This is a genomic window from Cellulomonas sp. URHB0016 (assembly GCF_054057935.1).
This window is the reverse complement of the sequence record NZ_JBSRZU010000001.1, coordinates 3,938,718-3,958,390: the sequence shown is the minus strand read 5'-3', so window position 1 is coordinate 3,958,390 and position 19,673 is coordinate 3,938,718. Positions and strand designations below refer to the sequence as shown.

Annotated in this window: 16 protein-coding genes and 1 pseudogene; 8 read left to right on the top strand and 9 right to left on the bottom strand. The window is 73.4% G+C overall.

Annotated elements, in window-relative coordinates; all coding sequences use genetic code 11:
* The first annotated feature begins 1 nt into the window (after position 1).
* Complete coding sequence (locus tag ACVW07_RS18120; protein ID WP_456820597.1) at positions 2–490, top strand: SRPBCC family protein; 489 nt, start codon at positions 2–4, stop codon at positions 488–490.
* A complete protein-coding gene (locus tag ACVW07_RS18115) occupies positions 487–813 on the top strand; it encodes an ArsR/SmtB family transcription factor (protein ID WP_456820596.1) in 327 nt (108 codons plus the stop codon). The genes ACVW07_RS18120 and ACVW07_RS18115 overlap by 4 nt, the downstream gene beginning before the upstream one ends.
* 70 nt (positions 814–883) lie before the next feature.
* Here ACVW07_RS18115 and ACVW07_RS18110 read toward each other — a convergent pair whose 3' ends face one another.
* From ACVW07_RS18110 to ACVW07_RS18100, 3 genes are all read right to left on the bottom strand, one after another.
* The gene (locus ACVW07_RS18110) at positions 884–6,883 is read right to left on the bottom strand and encodes an Ig-like domain-containing protein (RefSeq protein ID WP_456820595.1); all 6,000 of its coding nucleotides are present in this window, start codon (positions 6,881–6,883) and stop codon (positions 884–886) included.
* 110 nt (positions 6,884–6,993) lie between these two features.
* Complete coding sequence (locus ACVW07_RS18105; RefSeq protein WP_456820594.1) at positions 6,994–7,650, bottom strand: response regulator; 657 nt, start codon at positions 7,648–7,650, stop codon at positions 6,994–6,996.
* On the bottom strand, positions 7,647–8,786 hold the full coding sequence (locus ACVW07_RS18100) for a sensor histidine kinase (RefSeq protein ID WP_456821118.1): 1,140 nt from the start codon (positions 8,784–8,786) through the stop codon (positions 7,647–7,649). Before ACVW07_RS18100 ends, ACVW07_RS18105 begins: the two co-directional genes overlap by 4 nt.
* A 182-nt stretch (positions 8,787–8,968) precedes the next feature.
* On the opposite strand from ACVW07_RS18100, the gene ACVW07_RS18095 reads away from it, so the two are divergent.
* Positions 8,969–11,161, top strand: coding sequence for an MMPL family transporter (locus tag ACVW07_RS18095; protein WP_456820593.1), 2,193 nt, complete (start codon positions 8,969–8,971; stop codon positions 11,159–11,161).
* Positions 11,162–11,268: 107 nt separating this feature from the next.
* Here the strand turns inward: ACVW07_RS18095 and ACVW07_RS18090 are convergent, their stop codons facing one another.
* Both ACVW07_RS18090 and ACVW07_RS18085 read right to left on the bottom strand, forming a co-directional pair.
* Complete coding sequence (locus ACVW07_RS18090; protein ID WP_456820592.1) at positions 11,269–11,883, bottom strand: hypothetical protein; 615 nt, start codon at positions 11,881–11,883, stop codon at positions 11,269–11,271.
* 162 nt (positions 11,884–12,045) lie between these two features.
* Positions 12,046–12,342: a WXG100 family type VII secretion target gene (locus ACVW07_RS18085; RefSeq protein WP_456820591.1), complete on the bottom strand. Its 297-nt coding sequence runs from the start codon at positions 12,340–12,342 to the stop codon at positions 12,046–12,048.
* Between the two features lie 201 nt (positions 12,343–12,543).
* Between ACVW07_RS18085 and ACVW07_RS18080 the strand changes: the two genes are divergently transcribed.
* The 5 genes and pseudogenes from ACVW07_RS18080 (at position 12,544) to ACVW07_RS18060 (ending at position 16,454) form a co-directional block, all read left to right on the top strand.
* A complete protein-coding gene (locus tag ACVW07_RS18080; protein ID WP_456820590.1) occupies positions 12,544–13,029 on the top strand; it encodes a hypothetical protein in 486 nt (161 codons plus the stop codon).
* A gap of 36 nt (positions 13,030–13,065) precedes the next feature.
* Positions 13,066–13,450, top strand: a pseudogene (locus ACVW07_RS18075) (VOC family protein).
* Positions 13,451–13,483: 33 nt separating this feature from the next.
* A complete protein-coding gene (gene dinB, locus ACVW07_RS18070; protein WP_456820589.1) occupies positions 13,484–14,683 on the top strand; it encodes a DNA polymerase IV in 1,200 nt (399 codons plus the stop codon).
* Between the two features lie 89 nt (positions 14,684–14,772).
* On the top strand, positions 14,773–16,035 hold the full coding sequence (locus ACVW07_RS18065) for a hypothetical protein (protein ID WP_456820588.1): 1,263 nt from the start codon (positions 14,773–14,775) through the stop codon (positions 16,033–16,035).
* Entirely contained in the window at positions 16,032–16,454 is a 423-nt protein-coding gene (locus ACVW07_RS18060; RefSeq protein ID WP_456820587.1) for a hypothetical protein, read from the top strand. The genes ACVW07_RS18065 and ACVW07_RS18060 overlap by 4 nt, the downstream gene beginning before the upstream one ends.
* A 154-nt stretch (positions 16,455–16,608) precedes the next feature.
* Here ACVW07_RS18060 and ACVW07_RS18055 read toward each other — a convergent pair whose 3' ends face one another.
* Genes ACVW07_RS18055 through ACVW07_RS18040 form a run of 4 tightly spaced genes read right to left on the bottom strand, consistent with a single transcriptional unit; the run spans position 16,609 to position 19,531 of the window.
* Entirely contained in the window at positions 16,609–16,905 is a 297-nt protein-coding gene (locus ACVW07_RS18055; RefSeq protein WP_456820586.1) for a DUF1905 domain-containing protein, read from the bottom strand.
* Entirely contained in the window at positions 16,906–18,099 is a 1,194-nt protein-coding gene (locus ACVW07_RS18050) for an acetyl-CoA C-acetyltransferase (RefSeq protein WP_456820585.1), read from the bottom strand.
* Positions 18,096–18,755, bottom strand: a complete 660-nt coding sequence (locus ACVW07_RS18045; protein ID WP_456820584.1) for a CoA transferase subunit B — start codon at positions 18,753–18,755, stop codon at positions 18,096–18,098. The genes ACVW07_RS18050 and ACVW07_RS18045 overlap by 4 nt, the downstream gene beginning before the upstream one ends.
* Positions 18,752–19,531 carry a CoA transferase subunit A gene (locus tag ACVW07_RS18040; RefSeq protein WP_456820583.1) on the bottom strand — a complete coding sequence of 260 codons (780 nt, stop codon included), beginning with the start codon at positions 19,529–19,531 and terminating at the stop codon, positions 18,752–18,754. The genes ACVW07_RS18045 and ACVW07_RS18040 overlap by 4 nt, the downstream gene beginning before the upstream one ends.
* Positions 19,532–19,673 lie beyond the last annotated feature (142 nt).

The following is a 19,673-nucleotide window of genomic DNA, read 5'->3' as shown; positions in this document are numbered from 1 at the left end:
CATGACCACCCCTCAGCCGCCCGCCGTCGCCGACGTCGACGCCTTCACCGTGACCCGCACCGTGCACGTCGCCGCCCCCGCCGAGCGCGTCTGGCAGGCGCTCACCCGCGAGGACCACATGACCCGCTGGTTCGGCGCCCGTGCCTCGCTGCCCGAGGTGCACGTCGGCGCCGAGGGCTCGATCGGGTTCGAGGGGTACGGCGACTTCGTGATCCGCGTCGAGGAGTACGACGAGCCCCGCGCGTTCGCCTTCACGTGGGGGGCGCACCCCGGCGATCCCGAGCCGCTCGGCGAAGGCACGTCGACCCTCGTCCGGTTCAGCCTCGAACCCGAGGGCGACGGCACCCGGCTCACCGTCGTCGAGAGCGGGTTCGGCTCGCTCACCAGCCGCGACCCACGACTCGCGCTCGAGGACAACCGTCAGGGCTGGACGTCCGAGCTCGACGAGCTGCTCGCCTACCTCGAGCAGGACGTCGTGAGGTCCGTGTGACCGCGCCGGCGCCCGGCGCCCTCGTCCCCGTGTTCGCCGCGCTCGCCGACGACACACGGTGGCGGGTGCTCACGGAGCTCGGCCGCGGGGAGGCATCGGCCTCGGCGCTCGCGGCCGTGCTCCCCGTCAGCCGGCAGGCGATCGCGAAACACCTGGCCGTCCTGACCGAGGCGGGGCTCGTCGAACCCGTCCACGTGGGGCGGGAGATCCGGTACCGGCCCCTGGGTTCCCGGCTCGACGAGACGGCCCGGGCGCTCGACGCGATCGGCGCCGAGTGGGACCGCCGCCTCGACGAGGTCAGGCGGATCGCCGAGTCGCTCTGACCCGCGGGTCCCGGCGGTTGCTCCGGCCGGGCCGCGCTCCGGCCGGCCCTCGCTCCGGCGGGGCCGGCCGTCAGCGCCGACGAGGCCGACGGCTCGCGGCCCGGACAAGGACGGCCCCGAGGCCCACGGCGAGCAGCCCGGCCGCCACGAGCTGGGCCCACCCCTCGACACCGGTCGCCGACAGGGCACCGGCCGCAACGGACGCGGGCGTCCCGGGCGCCGCTACGGGCGGCATCGGGGTCGGCGACTCCGTCACGGGCGGTTCGGTGGGTGGTTGGGTGGGCGGTGCCACCACGGGCTGGACCACGACGACCACGGCCGTCTCGCTGCAGAGCGTCGTCGACTCGGCGCAACGCGAGTAGAGGAAGCTGTCCGGGCCGACGTAACCGGGCTCGGGCGTGTACACGAGCGGCTCGACGGCCGAGAGCTCGACGTTCCCCGTGCCGACGATCGCCCGGACGAGCTCGAGCCCGCCGCCGGTGACCGTGCCGTGCGCCGGCGGGCGGGTGACGACGGGCGTGCCGGCGTCGCCGAAGTCGTTGGCCGTGACGTCGATCTCGATCGACGTGCTCTCGACGGTCCTGGTCAGGACCGGGTTCACGTCCGGGGACACCTCGACGAGGACCTGCGCCTGTGCGCACACCGGCTGCACCGGGGCGCACACCTCGTAGACGAGCTGGTCGTGACCGGTGAACGTGCCGTCCGGCGTGTACGTGAGCACGCCGCCCGCGACGGTCGCCGTCCCGTGGGACGGACCCGAGAGGAGTGTCGCCACCGGATCAGGGCCGACCACGTCGTTGGCGAGCAGGTCCTCCGTGCCCGGGGCTCCGGCCTCGGTGGCGAGCACGTCCCCGGTCGCCAGGGGTTGGACCGCGACCTGGACGGTCGCGGTCGCGCACACGTCGGCGTCGACGGTCGAGCAGATCGTGTAGCTGAAGGCGTCGGTGCCGACGAACCCGTTGTCCGGTACGTACAGGACCGAGGCACTGACCTGCGCCGTGCCGTGCGGCGGCTGGGTCAGGTCCTCGATGCCGCCGACGGAGCCGACGTCGTTCGCCTCGACCGGGATGTCGACGGCACCGTTGGCCTCGACGACCGCGGTGTCGTCCTCGGCGACCGGGAGCACGGTCACATCGACGACGGCGGTCCCGCAGCTGGCCGGCTCGAGCACCGAGCACGCCTGCACGGTGAACCGGTCCCGTCCGGTGAGCTCTCCGATCGGGGAGTAGACCACGCGGCCGACGGCGTCGACGGACGCGGTGCCGCGGGTCGGACCCGAGGACACGGTGAACCGCAGGTCGGCCGCCGCGTGGTTGTACGTCAGGTCGGCGACCACCGGCACGGTCGCGATCGTCGTGAGCGCCTCGTCCTGGAGCTCGACCGGCGGCAAGGGCTGCGTGTCGACGTGCACGGTGGCGGAACCCGTGGCGCACAAGGTCGGCTCCGCCGTGGCACAGGTCGAGTAGCGGAAGCTGTCGTCGCCCGTGAACCCCGGGTCCGGCGTGTACGTCGCCCGGCCGTCCGCCTCGATGGTCACCGTGCCGTCCGCAGGACCGTCGACGACGACCGGCACCCCGACGCCGCCACGGTCGTTGACGGTCAGCGGGAAGGTCACCGGGACGCCCGCCGTCGTCGCTGCGGCGTCCGGGTGCGCGACGGGGGTGACGGTGACGGTCACGGTCGCCGGGTCGCAGAGCTGGTCGGGGTGGTCGTCGCACACCTGCACACCGAACGTCAGCACGTCGGCGGTGTCTGCCGGCGGGGTGAACGTGAACGAGCCGTCCGCATCGACCACTGCGGTGCCCGCGGACGGCGGCACGACGAGGACGACGGTCAGCTGCTGGTCGAAGTCGGCGTCGGACACGACGACCTGGCCGGACACCGGGGCGTCCGCGGGGCCCGTCACGCTCGTGTCCTGTGCGGTCGGCGGCTCGTTGGGCGGCTCGGTCACCACGACCGAGACCATGGCCGTCGCGCACACGTCGAGGTCGACCGTCGAGCAGATCGTGTACGTGAAGGCGTCGTCGCCGACGAACCCGTCGTCCGGGGTGTAGCGGACCGACGCGGTGACCTCGGCCGCGCCGTGAGCGGGGTCGGTGAGGTCCCGCGGTGCGCCGACGGCCCCGACGTCGTTGACCTCGACCGGGATGTCGACGCTGCCCCCGGCGATGGCGACCGCGGAGTCGTCCCCGGCGACCGGGAGCACCGTCACCGTGACGACCGCTGTCCCGCAGTTGGCGGGCTCAGCCAGCGAGCACGCCCGTACGGTGAGCTGGTCGCGGCCGGTGAACGCGCCTGCCGGGGCGTAGGTGACCCGGCTGCCCGCGACGCTCGCCGACCCGTGCTCCGGGGCGGTCGAGACGTTGACGTCCACGTCCGCCGCGTCGTAGTTGAGCCGGAGGTCCGCCACCACCGGGATCGTGGCCGTCGTGGTCAGGTCAGCCGGCTCGATCTGTACCGGCGGCAGCGGCGCCGCGCCGACGTTCACCGTCGCGATGCCCGTGGTGCACGACGCCGCGTCGGCGCTCGCGCACACCCGGTACTCGAAGTCGTCGTCGCCCACGAACCCGGCATCCGGGGTGTACGTCGCGAGGCCACCCGGCTCGAGGTCGACCGAACCGTCCGTGGGTCCGGGCGCGACGAGCGACGGCTCACCGACCCCGCCCCTGTCGTTCCCCGTCAGGGAGAACGTCACCGGGACGCCGGCCGCCGTGGTTGCGACGTCCAGGAACGCGACCGGGGCGATCGTCGCGGTGACGACCGCCTCGTCGCACAGCGGGTCGGCATGGTCGTCGCAGACCTGCGTTCCGAACGTGAACGTGTCCGCGGTGTCCGCCGGTGGTGTGAACGTGAACGTCCCGTCGGGGTGCACGACCGCGACGCCGGCTGCCGGTGGGGCGGTCAGCGTCACGGTCAGCACCTGACCGGCGTCCGGGTCGGAGACCACGACCCGCCCGGAGACCGGGGCGTCCGCCGGTCCCGCCACCGTCGCGTCCTGGGCGGACGGCGGCTCGTTCGGCGGCTCGGTCACCACCACCGAGACGGTCGCTGTCGCGCACACGTCGGTGTCGACCGTGGAGCAGACCGTGTACGTGAAGCTGTCGTCGCCCACGAAGCCGTCGTCGGGCGTGTACCGCACCGGGCCGGTCACGACCACGCTCCCGTGGGCCGGGTCGGACAGGTCCTGCGGTGGGCCGACCGCGCCGACGTCGTTCGCCCCGACCGGGACGTCGACGCTGCCGCCCGCCTCGACGACCGCGGTGTCGTCACCGGCGACGGGGAGGACCGTGACGGTGACCGCCGCCGTCCCGCAGTTGGCCGGCTCCAGGTTCGAGCACGCCCGCACGGTGAACCGGTCACGGCCGGTGAACTCGCCGGCCGGGGTGTACGTGACCCGCCCGCTGCCGGCGACGGTCGCCGCCCCGTGCTCCGGAGCGGTCGGCAGCGTGAAGGTCAGGTCGGCGGCGGCGTGGTTGAACTGCAGGTCGGCCACGACGGGCACGGTCGCCGTGGTCGTGAGGTCCGCGGGCTCGATCTGGACCGGAGGCAGCGGCGCGGCGTCCACGGACACGGTCGCGGTGCCGGTGGTGCACAGCGTCGCCTGCGCGGAGGCGCACACCGCGTACTCGAAGGCGTCCTGGCCGGTGAAGCCAGGGTCCGGGGTGTACGTGGCCCGCCCGTCGGCGGCGACGGCGGCGGTACCGTCCGCCGGCCCGGGCGCGACGACCGTCGCTGTGCCCACGCCGCCGCGGTCGTTCGCGGTCAGGCTGAACGTCACGGGCGTCCCGGCGACGGTGGACGCGGCGTCCGGGTGCGCGACGGGCGTGACCGTCGCGGTCACGGTGGCGGGGTCGCAGAGCTGGCCCGGGTGGTCGTCGCAGACCTCCACCCCGAACGTGAACACGTCCGCGGTGTCCGGCGGTGGCGTGAACGTGAACGACCCGTCCGGGTCCACCACCGCCTCACCGGCGGGCGGCGGCACGTCCAGGGTCACGGACAGCTGCTGCGCGAAGTCCGGGTCGCTCACGGGCACGATGCCCGAGACGGGCGAGTCGGCGGGCCCTGCGACTGCCACGTCCTGCGCCGTCGGTGCCGCGTTCGGGGCGGCGACGTCGACGGCCACGACCGCCTGGCCGCACACGGTGACCGGGTTCGAGCAGACCTTGTACGTGAACACGTCGGGGCCGACGTAGTCGAGGCCCGGCGTGTACTCGATCTCCTCGCCGACCACGGCAGCCGTACCGTGCGCGGGGTCGTCGACGACCTGGGGACCGCCGACGGTGTCGCCGATGTCGTTGGTCAGCACCGGGATGGAGACCGCCACGTTCTGGGTGGTCTCGGCCCCGTCCCGGACCGCGAGGGGCGCCACGACGACCGTGACCGTCCCCGTCCCGCACAGCACCGGACGCCCGTTGTCGCACCCCTCGACGGCGAACTCGTCGACGCCCGTGTAGCTGCCGGCTGGCGTGTACTCGAATACGCCGTCCGGTCCGGCGGTCGCGACGCCGTGCGCCGGCTGCCACGCGAGCGCGGTGACGACCTCCTGCCCCTGGTCCGGGTCGCTGACGGGAACCGCGCCGGCGACGGTCTGCGTCGCGCGGGTGGACACCACGACGTCGCCGACGGCCGGTGGCAGGTTCTCCGCGGGCAGGGTGCCGTTCACCTTGGTCACCACGGACTGCCCTGGCGTGGACCCGTCGTTGTTGGCGGGGTTCGGGTCGCTCGTCGTGCTCGTCGCGCTCACCGTGTTGGTGAACGACCCCGACCCGGGCGCGAACCCGCCGACCACCAGCGTGACGTCCCCCTGGTCCGCCAGGGACGCCACCGTCCAGGTGACCGTCCCGCCGGACACGACGCCACCGTTGCTCGCGAACGCGCCCGTCAGCTCGGGCGGAAGCGAGTCGGTGACCGTGATGCCCGTCGCTGTCCCGGGCCCGGCGTTGTGGACCGTGACCGCGTAGCTGACAGTGCCGCCCGCGGAGACGGAGGCCGGGCCTTCCTTGGTCATCAGGACGTCGGCGACGGCCGACGCCCCGGTGCACGTACCGACCAGCGCGCCCGGCGGTGGGCTCTCCACCACACCGGGGACCGTGTTGGCGACGGCCCCCGCCTGTTCGTCGAACACCTGCGGCGGCGGTGGAGGCGTGACGTCGTGCACGACGATGGGCTGGGCGTCACTGGCACCGGCGAAGACGAGCTCGGTGTGGGTGGTCCCCGTGAACCGGAAGCGACCGAAACCGTCGACGGTGCCGGAGCTGTCGAGCGACCCGGCGACCGTGATGCCGTCCGGGGTCTGGGTGAACACACCGTCCTTGCCGATCCGCAGGCCGCCGGCGAGCGCACGGATGATGCCGGCGTTCGTGACACCGGCCGCGCTGCCGCTGTTGACGGTGACGTCGCCGCTCGCGTCGATGACGCACTCGTTGCTCATCGTCGAGCCCACGTTCAGCTTGGACGCACCCCCGACCACCTGGATGTGCCCGGTGTTCCGCAGCGCCCCGTCGACCGCGAGCCCGGAGCGGGTGACCAGGTCGCCGGAGTTCACCAGCGTCGAGCCGGCGTCCGTGGTCAGCCGGACGTCGAGGACGCCGGCGTTGTCGATCAGCGAGCCGGAGTTCGCCCTCAGGTTCCCGGTCCGCACGGAGCCGGTCGTCGCGACCGTGAGCTCGCTCGAGTCGTCCAGGGTGAGGTTGCCGAGCGTGGCGGATCCCACGACCACCAGGTCGAACCCGGAGTCGGACGTGACGGCCGGCAGGTCCACCGACCCGAGGACGACCAGGTCACCGGCCGGACTCTTGACGTTCTGGGGTTCGAGGGCCGCGTCGGTGTCCACGCAGGCGGTGCCGTCGGGCAGCAGGTCCAGCCGACCCGTGTACGTCCCGCCGGTCAGGAGCAGCACCTCCCCGGCGCCGATCGTGAGGTCCATGCTGCCGCCGCCGTCGAGCGTCGACGTGGGCGAGGCGCACACCGTGACGGGCGGGGCCGCCGCGGCGGGCCGTGTCGGCGCGGTCATGGCGAGCGCCGCGACGAGCACTGTCACGACCACTGTGGCACCGTTGCGCACGCGCACGCCTGCCTCCCGTCTCGGGCACACGCCAGAACCCAATGTTCCTCATGCACACCGTCCGGGCGAGCGGAGCAGGACCGCCGGTTCACCTGGGCGACCGGTCGCCCTCGCGGTCACGACGTGACGCGACCCGTCTCGTACGCCCACATTGCGATCTCGACGCGGTTCCGTGCCCCGAGCTTCGCCATCAGCGAGCCGAGGTGCGTCTTCACCGTGCTCAGGCCGATGTGCAGCTCGTCCGCGATCTCGGCGTTGGTGAGTCCCCGCGCGACCGTCAGGAGCACCTCTTCCTCCCGGGCGGTGAGCGGGTCGATCGGCTGCTGCGGGAGCCGGGGCGGACCCGTGCCCGCGAACGCGGCCAGCAGCCGCACGGTGACGTTCGGCGCGATCAGCGCCTCCCCGTCCGCCGCCGCACGGACCGCCTGCGCAAGCAGCTCCGGCCCGGCGTCCTTGAGCAGGAACCCCCGGGCACCGGCACGCAGTGCGCCGTGCACGTACTCGTCGAGGTCGAACGTCGTGATGACGACGACCGCGGGCACGTCCTCGTCGCCGGAACCCACGATCAGCCGGGTGGCCTCGAGCCCGTTGACCTGCGGCATCCGGATGTCGAGGAGGCACACGTCCGGCCGGAGCTCCCGGGCGAGGCGGACGGCCTCCCGACCGTCACGGGCCTCCGCGACCACCTCGATGCCCGGCTGTGCGTCGAGGATCATCCGCAGCCCGGTCCGCACGATCTCCTGGTCGTCGGCGACCAGCACGCGGATGCTCACGCGGTCGCCCGGACACGCGGCAGGGACCCGTCGACGACCCAGCCACGGTCCGGCCCCGGCCCGATCGAGACCGTGCCACCGAGCAGCGCGGCCCGCTCCGTCATGCCGACCATGCCGTAGCCGGGCACCCGCGACGTCGCAGGGTCACCGTCGTCCGTCACCGTGAAGCACACCTGACGATCATCCCCGACCACCCGGACCACGATGCGGGTGGCGTGCCGCGCATGGCGGAGCGCGTTGGTGAGGGACTCCTGCACGATCCGGAACACCGCCGCCCCGACGGCCGGGCCCAGGTCGTCCAGAGCCCCGGTGAGCTGCACGTCGACCTGCGGGTCGCCGCCGAGCGACCGGGCCAGCGGCTCGATGTCCGCGATCCCGCGCGCGGGCGCCAGGTCGGCGTCCTCGCCGGCCCGCAGCGCACCGACCATGGTCCGCATCTCCCGGAGCGTCCGCGCCCCCTCGGCCTCGATGACCGCGAGCGCCTCCCCCGCCGCCTCCGGACGGGTGGCCGCGACGACCCGGCCGGCCTGGGCGCGCACCACCATCGCGGACACGTGGTGGGCCACGGTGTCGTGGAGCTCCCGCGCCAGCTGCTCGCGCTCGCGCATCCGCACCTGGTCGAGCTCGCGGAGCCGCGACGTCCGCACGAGCCGCACCGTGGAGCCGAGCGCCGCGGCGAACGCGACGACGACGAACCCGAAGACCGCGTCACCCCACGTCGTGTAGTCCCGGACCGTGCCCAGCGTGAAGGCCGCCGCTGTGACCGCGGAGCCGAGCACCACCTCCCTCCCGGCGCCCCAGCGGTACAGCGCGTACACGAGGATCAGCACGTACGCCGTGGTGCCGAGACCGACGGAGGCCGGGGTGCGGGCCGCCAGCGAGACCAGGTCGGTGACCATCACCGCCCCGAAGGCCACCGTGACCGCCGCCAGCGGCCGCGTCCGCCGGATCATGAGCACGGGAGCCAGCCCGAGCGCGAGCACGATCGCCACGGGCCGCCACGGCACGTCACGGCGGAGCGTCCCCTCCAGCACGGCTCCGACGACGACGAGCGCCAGCAGCACCCAGTCCCGCCAGACCCTCGTCGGGGCGTGCGGGGCGCGGGGTTCGTCCCAGAGCCGTCGGACCGCCTGCATGATCACGGGCTCAGCGTAGGGACACGGCACACACCGGGGATCGACCGAAAGGACCAGCGCCCGGCCGACCGTCCGGCCGGTGCCCGTCCGGCTCGCCGGCCGATGTGACCAGCCACGACGCCTCGCGACGATGGGTCTCGCGCCGGCCCGCCGCCGGATGCCTCAGCCACCAGGAGGACCCCATGCTGTCGCACGCCTTGTCCCGTCTCGGACGGTCCGCCGCCCGGCACCGCTGGACGGTGATCGGCACCTGGCTCGTCCTCGCCGCCGCCGTCGTCGGCCTGTCGAACGCGTACGGCACCACCCTCGAGGACTCCTTCCGGGTGCCGGGTCTCGACTCCCAGCAGGCCAACGACCTGCTCGCAGCGACAGGATCCAGCCGCGCCGGGGTCACGGCCCAGGTCGTGGTCACACCGGCCGACGAGGACGAGACGTTCGCCGGCTCCGCGGCCGCCCGCGAGGCGCTGGCCGCGCTCCAGGCCGAGGCCGCCGGGCTCCCGCACGTGCTCGACACCACCGACCCGGCCGGGGCGCTCGCCGACGGTGCACCACCGGGGGCGACCGCCGGCGTGGTGTCGCCGGACGGGCGGGTCGCGCTGCTGCGGCTGCAGTACCCGCCGCTCGACGAGCTGTCCGTGGCCGACCTCGACCGGCTCAAGGCCCTGGGAGCCGGGGTCGACACCTCCGTCCTGCGCGTCGAGATGGGCGGCGACCTGTTCTTCGCGTTCGACTCCGCACCCGCCGGCGTCGGGGAGCTCGTCGGCGTGCTCGTCGCGCTCGTCATCCTGCTGTTCGCGTTCGGGTCCTTCGTGGCCGCGACGATCCCCATCGGCATGGCGGTCCTCGGCCTCGCCGTGGGCGTCGCCTCGATGCCGCTGATCAACCACCTCGTCGAGATCCCCAGCTACGCCCCCGTGCTCGGCGCGATGGTGGGGCTCGGGGTGGGTATCGACTACGCGCTCTTCGTCATGACCCGGCACCGCGACTTCCTGGCCCGCGGCATGACCGTGGAGGACTCGGTCAGCCGGGCCCTCGCGACCGCCGGGCAGCCGGTCGTCTTCGCGGGCGGCATCGTCGTCGTGTCGATCCTGGGCCTCGCCGTCGCGGGCGTGCCCTTCATGACCGCCGGGGGCATCGCCATCGCCGTCGTGGTCCTGATCATGGTGGCCGCGTCCACGACCCTCCTGCCGGCCCTGCTCTCGCTCGCCGGACGACGTGTGATCGGTCGGCGCGCCATCGCGCAGGAGGGCCCGGGCTGGCAGCGGTGGGTCGGGCACGTCACCCGGCACCCGGCGCTGTACGCGGTCGGCGCCACCGCGGTGCTCCTCGGGCTGGCCGCGCCCGTCGTCGCCCTGCGCGTCGGCATCCCCGACGACGGCGCGCTGCCGCCCGACTGGACGCAGCGGCAGGCGTACGACCTGCTCGCGGACGGCTTCGGGCCGGGCACCAACGGCCCGCTCGTCGTCGCCGTCGAGCTGCACGGCGACCCCGGCGCGGTCGGGCCGCTCGTCACCGCGATCTCCGCCGACCCCGGCGTCGCGGGCGTCAGCGAGCCGACCGTCGACGAGGCCACGGGCATCGCCACGGTCGTGGTGCTCCCCACCACCGGACCGCAGGACGAGGCGACCACCGCCACCATCGACCGGCTGCGCGCCGCCGTGTTCCCGGCCGCGCTGGCAGGCACCCCCGCCGAGGCGCACCTCGGCGGGCAGGCCGCGAACTTCGCGGACGTCGGCGTCCGGGTCAACGACCGGCTGCCCGCCTTCGTCGGGGCGGTGCTCGCCATGTCGTTCGTGCTGCTCGTGCTCGTGTTCCGCTCGGTCCTGGTGCCGCTCAAGGCAGTGGTCCTCAACCTGCTGGGCGTCGCCGCCGCCTACGGCGTCATGGTGATGGTGTTCCAGTGGGGCTGGGGCGCCGACCTCATCGGACTCGAGGCCACCGTGCCGATCGTGTCGTTCATCCCGATGTTCATGTTCGCGATCCTGTTCGGGCTGTCCATGGACTACGAGGTCTTCCTGCTGTCGCGGGTGCGCGAGGAGTACGCCGTCTCCGGGTCGCCCACCGGGTCCGTGGTGCACGGCGTCGCCCGCACCGGCCGGGTCATCACATCGGCGGCGCTCATCATGGTCTCGGTGTTCTTCGCGTTCGTGCTCGGCGAGGACGCGGCCACGAAGATGTTCGGCGTGGGGCTCGCCACCGCGATCTTCCTCGACGCCACCCTCGTCCGGATGGTCCTCGTGCCGGCCACGATGACCCTGCTGGGCCGCGCCAACTGGTGGCTGCCGGGGTGGCTCGACCGGATCCTGCCGCGGGTCTCGTTCGAGGGCGAGGACATCGCCACCGCCGCCCGGGACCGGGAGCTGACGCCGGCGTGACAGCACGGACGCCGCCGCCCCTGTTGTCGTGAGGGGGCGGCGGCGTCCGCGTCAGCCCACCGCCACCGGCAGGCGGCCCACGGTCGGCTGGACCCGGTCCACGAGGTTCACAGCTGCGCGGCGGCGGCGTCCCGAGCAGCGCGCACCTGCGCGACGAGGTGCACGACGACCTCGCGGGACGCCGGCAGCAGACCGCCGCCCGCATACCCGCACGGCACCACCACCAACGTCGCTCCCGCGACCGTCTCCACGACGAGCGCCGGCCGTGGCGTCGACGCCGCCACCCCGGTGCCCAGCGTCACCGACGCGATCCCCGACCACGGCTCGGCCACCAACCGGTTCACCGCGCCGCGCGGGCCCGACCACACCGCGAAGCCTGTCGACGACCAGCCGACCGTCAGTCGGGTACCGGACCGCAACCCGCGCTCCCGGCGCCCCACCCGCGCCAGCTCGGCCTGCAGCGACGCGTCGGCCCAGGCTTCGTGCAGCGTCCAGCCGGGGAGCTCGGCAGCCAGCCTCTCGTGCCGGCCACGACCACGACGGATCCCCCACCGCATCCCGAGCGCGACACCGCCCAGGACCAGCGCCACGACCAACAGCGCGACGGGCATCGTCCCGGAGGCCGAACCGTCGGCGAGCCCCCGCCACGCCCTCAGCGACAACGCGACCACGCCCACGGCGGTCAGCCCCACACCCACCCAGCGAGCTGAGCCAGTCTTCATGAGAGCTCCTCCTGCTTCACGTCATCCCCCTTCTCCGGTACTCCGGAGTCGTCCGTGCTCTCGACGTCGATGGTGTCGACCACCGTCGGACATGCCCCTTCCCCGTCGGAGAACGGCGCCGGGCCGCCGTTGCGGCGGCCCGGCGTGCTCGGCTGCGTCAGGTCAGCCGCGCAGGCCGGAGGCGAGCTGGGTGTCGGCGTCCTCGAGGGTGGCGGCGGCCTTGCGCAGGTACTCCCCGAGGCTGGTCAGGGCGGCGACGGTGTCGGTGGCGCCCTGGGTGAACTGGCGGTAGGACTCGCCGAACGCGACGGAGGCCTGGTCGGTGACGAACCCGGAGGAGATCAGGGACTCGATGAACCCCTTGAGCTCGTTGAGCTTGGTGGTGATCTCGTCCTGCCCGTTGGTCAGGCGCGTCGCCGCATCCCGCATCTCCTGGTACGACACGTTCAGGTTGGCCATCGAAAACCTCCACGCTCGACCCGGCGGACCGGGTGCGGACCGGCGCCGCGCGGGGAACGCTAACCGGCATCTCGGACCGCGACCGCCACTTGTCCACAACCTTCAGTCCTCCGGACCGCCGAGATCACCCACTGCCGCGCACCGGTGCGAGGGCAGCCGCAGTGCGCTCACGCCACGAGGTCGGTCTGCCGATGCCTCCGCATGAGCCGCCTCCGCACGCCGTTGGTGGTCGCGCTCGTGGTCAGCGTCCTCGGCGCAGGTGCCGCCCTCGTCATGCCGGACGCCCTCGCAATGCTGGAGGCGAGTCGGCGTGAGCAGGCGTACGACGAGGCCCGGTCCGTGGCCCCGCCGGAGGGCGCGACACCGTCCATGGACTGCCCCGGGCAGGGGCACGGCGACGGGATCGTCGCCTGCTGGCAGTCGGACGGGACCGTCCCCGACGTCACGCGCGTGCTGCAGGAGTCGATGGAGGGTCGGATGGCCGAGCCGATCGAGCGGGTCTGCATCCCGGCCCTGGGGCCGCCGGCCCCGAAGCCGCCGCGGGGCTCTGTCGGGAGCTGCGTCCTGGCGCTGCGCCACGGCGATCGTCACGGGGTCTTCGTGTTCGTCGACCCGCGGATCGGCCGGGACGGAGCCGACGACGGCCCAGTCGTCACGGGATCGGTGGTCACCGTGGCCGCGAACTGACAGGCGGGTGTCGGTGGTCCCTGGAAGCATCCCGGCATGAGGTTCACTCGCACCCCCACCATCGTCTTCGACGCCGCAGACCTCTCCGCGGAGAGCGCGTTCTGGGCCGGCCTGCTCGGCGGGACGGTCGACGCGGAGGACGACTGGCACACCGTGTCGGTCGAGGGCGGCCCTCGGCTCGGTTTCCAGCTCGCGCCGAACCACGTCCAGCCGGACTGGCCGGACGGCGAACAGCAGCAGATCCACCTGGATCTCTACGTGGAGGACCTCGACTCCGCTCACGAGGAGGCCCTCGCACTCGGCGCTCGGCTTCTCCAGGCCGCCCGAGGACCGCACTGCCGCCGAGGGTTTCCAGGTCTACGCGGACCCCGCCGGCCACCCGTTCTGCCTCTGCTGGGGCCGACCGCCCGTCGTCGGGTAGGGCGATGTCAGTGGTCGGATCGAACATGTGTTCGTGCCCTCCAGCCCACGCACCGCCGCGATCCTGCACGCCGACCTCGACGCGTTCTACGCGGCCGTCGAGCAGCGCGATGACCCTCGGCTCCGCGGCCGCCCGGTCGCGGTGGGCGGCGGCGTGGTGCTGGCCGCGTCCTACGAGGCCAAGCGTCAGGGCGTGAAGACGGCGATGAGCGGCCGCGAGGCCCGCATGCTGTGCCCGGGCCTGATCGAGGTGCGGCCTCGGTTCGACGCCTACGTCGAGGCCAGCCGCGCGGTGTTCGACCTCTTCCACCGCACGACGCCGCAGGTCCAGGGCGTGTCGATCGACGAGGCGTTCCTCGACGTCGCAGGCCTGCACCACATCGACGTCCCCCCGGTGGACATCGCGGCGCGGCTGCGTGCCCAGGTGCTCGACGAGGTGGGCCTGCCCATCACGGTCGGCGTCGCCCGCACGCCGTTCCTCGCCAAGGTCGCCAGCCGGGTCGCCAAGCCCGACGGCCTGCTGCTCGTGCCGCCGGACGGCGAGGAGGCCTTCCTGCACCCGCTGCCTCTCGAGCAGCTCTGGGGCGTCGGTGACGTGACGGCCCGCAAGCTGCACGGGTACGGGCTCGTCACCGCGGGCGACGTGGCGTCGCTCCCGGAGTCCGTCCTGATGGGAGCCCTGGGAAGGGCTGCCGGGAGGCACCTGTTCGCTGTCGTGCACGGGCGCACGCCCGAACAGGTCGTCACCGGCCGCGCCCGCGGCTCGATCGGTGCGCAGCGGGCGGTCGGCCGCGGGCCGCACTCACCGGAGTTCGTCCGGGCGGCCCTCCTCGGGCTCGTCGACCGCGTGTGCCGCCGGATGCGCAAGGCGAACCGGACGACCGGGACGGTCGTGCTGCGCCTGCGGTTCGACGACTACACGCGTGCCACGCGGTCGAGGTCGTTCCTGCACAACACCACCTCGGGGGCCGACGTCGCCGCGGCGGCCGTGGGGTTGCTGGACGCCGCCGCACCACTGGTCCGAGACCGCGGGATCACGCTCGTCGGCATCGCGTTGACCCGGCTGGGGTCCGACTCGATCGTGCAGCCCACCCTTCCGCTGGACGGCCCGGACCTCGGCGGGCTCGACGCGGCGGTGGACGCGGTGTCGTCACGGTTCGGCAAGGGCGCGCTGGTGCGCGGCAGCCTGCTGCGGGCCGGCGAGGGCCTCGCCGTCCCGCTGCTGCCCGACTGATCCCCGGCCCTCGACTCCTGTGGATGACGCGCGAACGTCGCTGACCAGCGCTGCTACGTTCCACGTCACTCGACCACAAGGGGGACGTCATGCGCCGCACCTTCTCGGTGCTCTCCATCGTCGCGGGTGCGGCCCTCGCGCTGCTCGGTGCCGTCGTCGGGCTCGCCATCGGTCCCGACGACGTCGCCACGCTGCCGTCCACGACGACCGTGTCGGGCGGCGCCCGGACCGCGCTCACCGCGGCGGACCTGTTCCCGTACCGGAACGCGACGGTGGAGGTGGCGGCACGCAACGCCGGCGGCACGGTGTTCGTCGGCGTCGCCAACCCGGTGGACGTCGGCAGCTATCTCACCGACGTCACGCGGCTCCGGATCACGAAGGTCGACGCGAACGGCACGCTGTCGGGGAAGACGACGGTCGGCACGCTCACTGCGGCCCCGGTCGCCCCCGAGACCACCACCTTCTGGGACCACAGCACGTCAGGGTCCGGAACCCAGCGCCTCGACGTCGCGCTCACCGGTGAGCCGGTCTCGATCGTCGTGGTCTCCGGCCCGACCGGCGGCGCCTTGACGGTGACGCTGGGAGTGGCCGTCCCTCACGGCTTCGTCACGGCTCTCGCGACGACCGCTGCCGGACTGGTGCTGGTCGGCATCGGGATCGCGCTGCTCCGTCGCGGTGGGCGCACGCCGAGCGAGCCTGTCGGTGCCGACGTGGCGCCCGAGCAGGCACCGTCCGAGCCGGTGCAGAGCGGTTCCGTCTGGTCCCGGAGTGCGCGTGCAGGTTTCCGACCTCGCCTCACCGTCCTCGGACTGGCGGGCGCGACGATCCTGACGGGCTGCGCGGCACTCCCGGAGCGCGTCGACACGACACAGACCACCCCGGTGCGCACAGCCATCCTCGACGACGAGATCCTGCCGGCCTTCGCCTCCTACGACGAGCGCAACAACGCGGCGATCGCGCTGAGCGTGCAGAGCCATGACCCGAGCGGCTGGGAGGCGGTCGACTCGGGGGCACCCTTGCGCTCCGACGTCTTCTCGACGCTGCTCGCCAAGGCGAGGGGCGAGACGGCGGCTCCGTACGTCCGGACCACCTCGCGCTGCAGGTGTTCGCTCCGGCCTTCGACTCGTACCCCATGTGGTTCATGGCGACCACCACCACGGCATCCACCGGCGAGGCCAGCGGACTCGGTGACGTGGTCGAGCTGCGCGTGTACGAGCGCGGCTCGGTGCTCGAGCCGTGGCGTCTCGTCACCGACAGCGCGCTCGAGAAGGACGAGGTCCCGCGACCCCTGCCACCTGGTCGCGCCAGCACCGCGACGCCCGCGCAACGGGCAGCGGCGGTCGAGGCGATGACGGCCGTCCAGACGTACGCCACGACGGGTGACGCCGGGACACTCGTGCCCGACGACGGCCTCACCGCCTACCGCGAGGAGATCACGGCTGTGCCCAGCGACATCGGCACCCTCACGCAGCACGAGGTCCGCCCCCTCGGCGACGGCGAGGACCCCACGGGTCCTCGCGGTGCGGTACGGGTGGTCGCCGTCAAGGGCGGTGCTGTCGCGACCATCGCCTACGAGTACGTGGACACCGTGAGCGCGAACGCCGACGAGACGATCCGCCTGACCGACGAGGCCGTCGCCGGGGTCGTCGGTCAGGTGGGCGACCTCGATGCCATCACGACGCACGGCGTCCTCGCAGTCGCGGTGATGCTCCCGGACGGCGGGCCGCCCAAGGTTCTCAACTCATGGCACTCGACGACCGCGACGCCGTGACGGTTGCTCGGACCGAGGGGGGCGCGTGCGACCCGTGGTCGCACGCCGGTAGGGAGCCAACACCGGGGCGCCGGTCGCCGCCGGAGGATTGCGGCGGCCGGGTCGGCGCAGTCGCCCCCGGAGGATGCGGCGGCCGAGGGACCGCGGGGTGCCCTCAAGACAGGCGCTGCTCCAGGTGGACCGTCACCTCGTCACCGACCGCCTTGCCGAGACGGGCGCGCAGCTTCGCGCTGATCGACAGCATGTGTCCGCCGGTGCCCGTCGGCATGAAGGCTGCTGTCACCGGGACCGCGTCGACCGTGGCGACGACCTTGACGCTTCTGCCGGTACCGAAGAAGGCGGCCGAACCGGGCATCTCGACGCACGACCACACCTCACCCTTCACCTCGACGCCGATGGGTGCGGTGAACGTGTGGTCGAGCCGTTGTGGCAGTCCGGGTCCCGTGGTCACTCAGTCATTGTCCCGCCAGAGCAGCAGCGCCTCGCCCTGCCCTCCACCGCCGCACAGTGCGACCGCCGCGCGTCCGTGCCCCCGTCGTGCGAGCTCCATGGCGGCGTGCCCGGCCAGCCGGGCACCGGACGCCCCGATCGGGTGCCCGAGAGCGATCGCGCCGCCGTGCACGTTCGTCTGCGAGAGCGGGTAGCCGAGGTCCCCGAGCGACTGCACGACGACGGAGGCGAACGCCTCGTTGATCTCCACGAGGTCCACGTCCGAGAGCGACCACCCGGAGCGCTTGAGCGCGGCGTCGATCGCTGCGGACGGCTGGGAGTGCAGCGACGTGTCCGGCCCGGCGACCTGCCCGGACCCGCCGAGCGACGCGAGCCACGTCAGCCCGCGAGCCTCGGCGACGTCCCGGGCCGAGACCACGACCGCCGCTGCCCCGTCGGTGAGCGGCGACGCGTTGCCCGCGGTGATCGTCCCGTCGGCCGCGAAGGCCGGTCGCAGCGCGGCCAGCGACTCCACCGTCGTGTCGGGCCGGATGCCCTCGTCGGTCTCCACGCGCAGCGGCGACCCGCGCCGCTGCGGCGCGTCCACACCCACGATCTCCGCCGCGAACACCCCGGACTCGACGGCGGCGGCCGCACGGCGGTGGCTCGCCGCCGCGACCTCGTCCTGCTCCCGACGACCGATCCCCAGCGACGCGTTCCCCCGTTCGGTCGACGCCCCCATCGACGCATGGTCGAAGGCGTCGGTCAGCCCGTCGTGCGCCAGCGAGTCGACGGCCTGCAGGTCGCCGTAGGTCCAGCCGCGGCGCGACCCGGGCAGGACGTGGGGCGCCTGGCTCATCGACTCCTGGCCGCCGGCGACGACCACGTCGGCCTCCCCCGAGCGGATCAGCCGGGCCGCGTCGACGATCGCCGTGAGGCCGCTCAGGCACACCTTGTTGACGGTCGTCGCCGGCACCGTCCACGGCAGCCCGGCCCGGTGGGCGGCCTGCCGGGCGGGGTTCTGGCCGGCACCGGCCTGGACCACCTGACCCATGATCACCTGGTCGACCAGCGCCGGCGGGATGTCCGCGCGGGCCAGGGCGCCGCGGATCGCGACGGCCCCGAGCTCGGCGGCGCTCAGCCCGGACAGTGACCCGTTGAGCCGCGTCATGGGCGTCCGCGCGAACCCCAGCAGGACCACCTCGCGCCCGGTCATGAGTGGACCATCTCGGGGACGTCGCTCCTGGCCAGGGGCACGGACGGAGTCGCGGCGAGGATGTCGTCGACCGACACTCCCGGCGCCCGCTCCCGCAGCACCAGGCCGCCCGGGGTGACGTCGATGACGGCGAGGTCGGTGATGATCCGGTCGACGACCCCCTTGCCCGTCAGCGGCAGCGTGCACTCGGACAGCACCTTCGGCGAGCCGTCACGGGCCACGTGCTCCATGAGGACGACGATCCGGCGGGCGCCGTGCACGAGGTCCATCGCGCCGCCCATGCCCTTGACCATCTTCCCGGGGATCATCCAGTTGGCGATGTCCCCATTGACCGAGACCTGCATCGCTCCGAGGACGGCAACGTCGACCTTGCCGCCGCGGATCATCGAGAAGCTCGTCGCGGAGTCGAAGTAGCTCGCCCCGGGCCTCACGGTGATGGTCTCCTTCCCGGCGTTGATGAGGTCGGCGTCGACCTCGTCGTCGGCCGGGTACGGTCCGACGCCGAGCACGCCGTTCTCCGACTGGAGCACGAGCTCGACGCCGGGCGGCAGGTAGTTCGGCACCAGGGTCGGCAGCCCGATGCCGAGGTTGACGTAGCTGCCGTCGGGCAGCTCCTGCGCCGCACGAGCAGCCAGCTGCTCCCTGGTCAGGCTCATGACGGACCCCCCACGCGGACGGCGCGCCGCTCGATCCGCTTCTCGGCGGCCTGCTCGGGCGTCAGCTCGACGACCCGGTCGACGAAGATCCCCGGCAGGTGGATCTGGTCGGGATCCAGCGACCCCACCGGGACGAGGCGCTCGACCTCCGCGACGGCCACCGCTCCCGCGGCCGCGCAGAGCGGGTTGAAGTTGCGGGCCGACCCGCGGAACACCAGGTTGCCCGCCGGGTCGCCCACGGCGGCGCGCACGAGAGCGAAGTCCGCACTGATCGCCTCCTCGCGGACGAACTCCTGCTCGACGCCCCGCACCAGGAACCGTTCGACCGGCTTGGGCGGGGACGCGACAGCGACAGCGCCGTCGGCGTCGTACCGCCACGGCAGGCCTCCCTCGGCGACCTGGGTGCCCACGCCCGTCCGCGTGTAGAACGCCGCGATCCCGCTTCCTCCTGCACGGAGGCGCTCGGCGAGCGTGCCCTGCGGGGTGAGCTCCACCTCGAGCTCTCCGGCCAGGAACTGTCGGGCGAACTCCTTGTTCTCCCCCACGTACGAGGCGACGACGCGCCGGACGCGGTGCTCCTGCAGCAGCAGGCCGAGCCCCCAGTCGTCCACCCCGCAGTTGTTGCTCACCACCTCCAGGTCCTTGACGCCGGAGTCCAGCAGAGCGCGGATCAGCACGCTCGGGATACCGCACAGACCGAATCCACCGACCGCGAGGGTCGCCCCGTCGGGGATGTCGGAGACCGCCTCGACGGCGGAACGGACAACCTTGTCCATCGTCTGCCTCCTGTCGACGTCGTCATTGTGCGCCGTCCGGTGCACACCCGCCGCGCGCCCAGCACGACACCCGCCGCGCGCCCAGCACGACACCCGCCGCGTGCCCAGCACGACACCCACCCGGCGCATGGGCACAAGGTCC

Excerpts from the sequence above, each read along its gene's own strand:
- ACVW07_RS18095 (WP_456820593.1), top strand. The coding sequence starts at position 8,969 with ATGCTGTCGCACGCCTTGTCCCGTCTCGGACGGTCCGCCGCCCGGCAC.
- ACVW07_RS18090 (WP_456820592.1), bottom strand. The coding sequence starts at position 11,883 with ATGAAGACTGGCTCAGCTCGCTGGGTGGGTGTGGGGCTGACCGCCGTG.
- ACVW07_RS18050 (WP_456820585.1), bottom strand. The coding sequence starts at position 18,099 with ATGACCGGGCGCGAGGTGGTCCTGCTGGGGTTCGCGCGGACGCCCATG.
- ACVW07_RS18085 (WP_456820591.1), bottom strand. The coding sequence starts at position 12,342 with ATGGCCAACCTGAACGTGTCGTACCAGGAGATGCGGGATGCGGCGACG.
- ACVW07_RS18060 (WP_456820587.1), top strand. The coding sequence starts at position 16,032 with ATGACGGCCGTCCAGACGTACGCCACGACGGGTGACGCCGGGACACTC.
- ACVW07_RS18040 (WP_456820583.1), bottom strand. The coding sequence starts at position 19,531 with ATGGACAAGGTTGTCCGTTCCGCCGTCGAGGCGGTCTCCGACATCCCC.
- ACVW07_RS18045 (WP_456820584.1), bottom strand. The coding sequence starts at position 18,755 with ATGAGCCTGACCAGGGAGCAGCTGGCTGCTCGTGCGGCGCAGGAGCTG.
- ACVW07_RS18080 (WP_456820590.1), top strand. The coding sequence starts at position 12,544 with ATGAGCCGCCTCCGCACGCCGTTGGTGGTCGCGCTCGTGGTCAGCGTC.
- ACVW07_RS18065 (WP_456820588.1), top strand. The coding sequence starts at position 14,773 with ATGCGCCGCACCTTCTCGGTGCTCTCCATCGTCGCGGGTGCGGCCCTC.
- ACVW07_RS18100 (WP_456821118.1), bottom strand. The coding sequence starts at position 8,786 with ATGCAGGCGGTCCGACGGCTCTGGGACGAACCCCGCGCCCCGCACGCC.
- ACVW07_RS18120 (WP_456820597.1), top strand. The coding sequence starts at position 2 with ATGACCACCCCTCAGCCGCCCGCCGTCGCCGACGTCGACGCCTTCACC.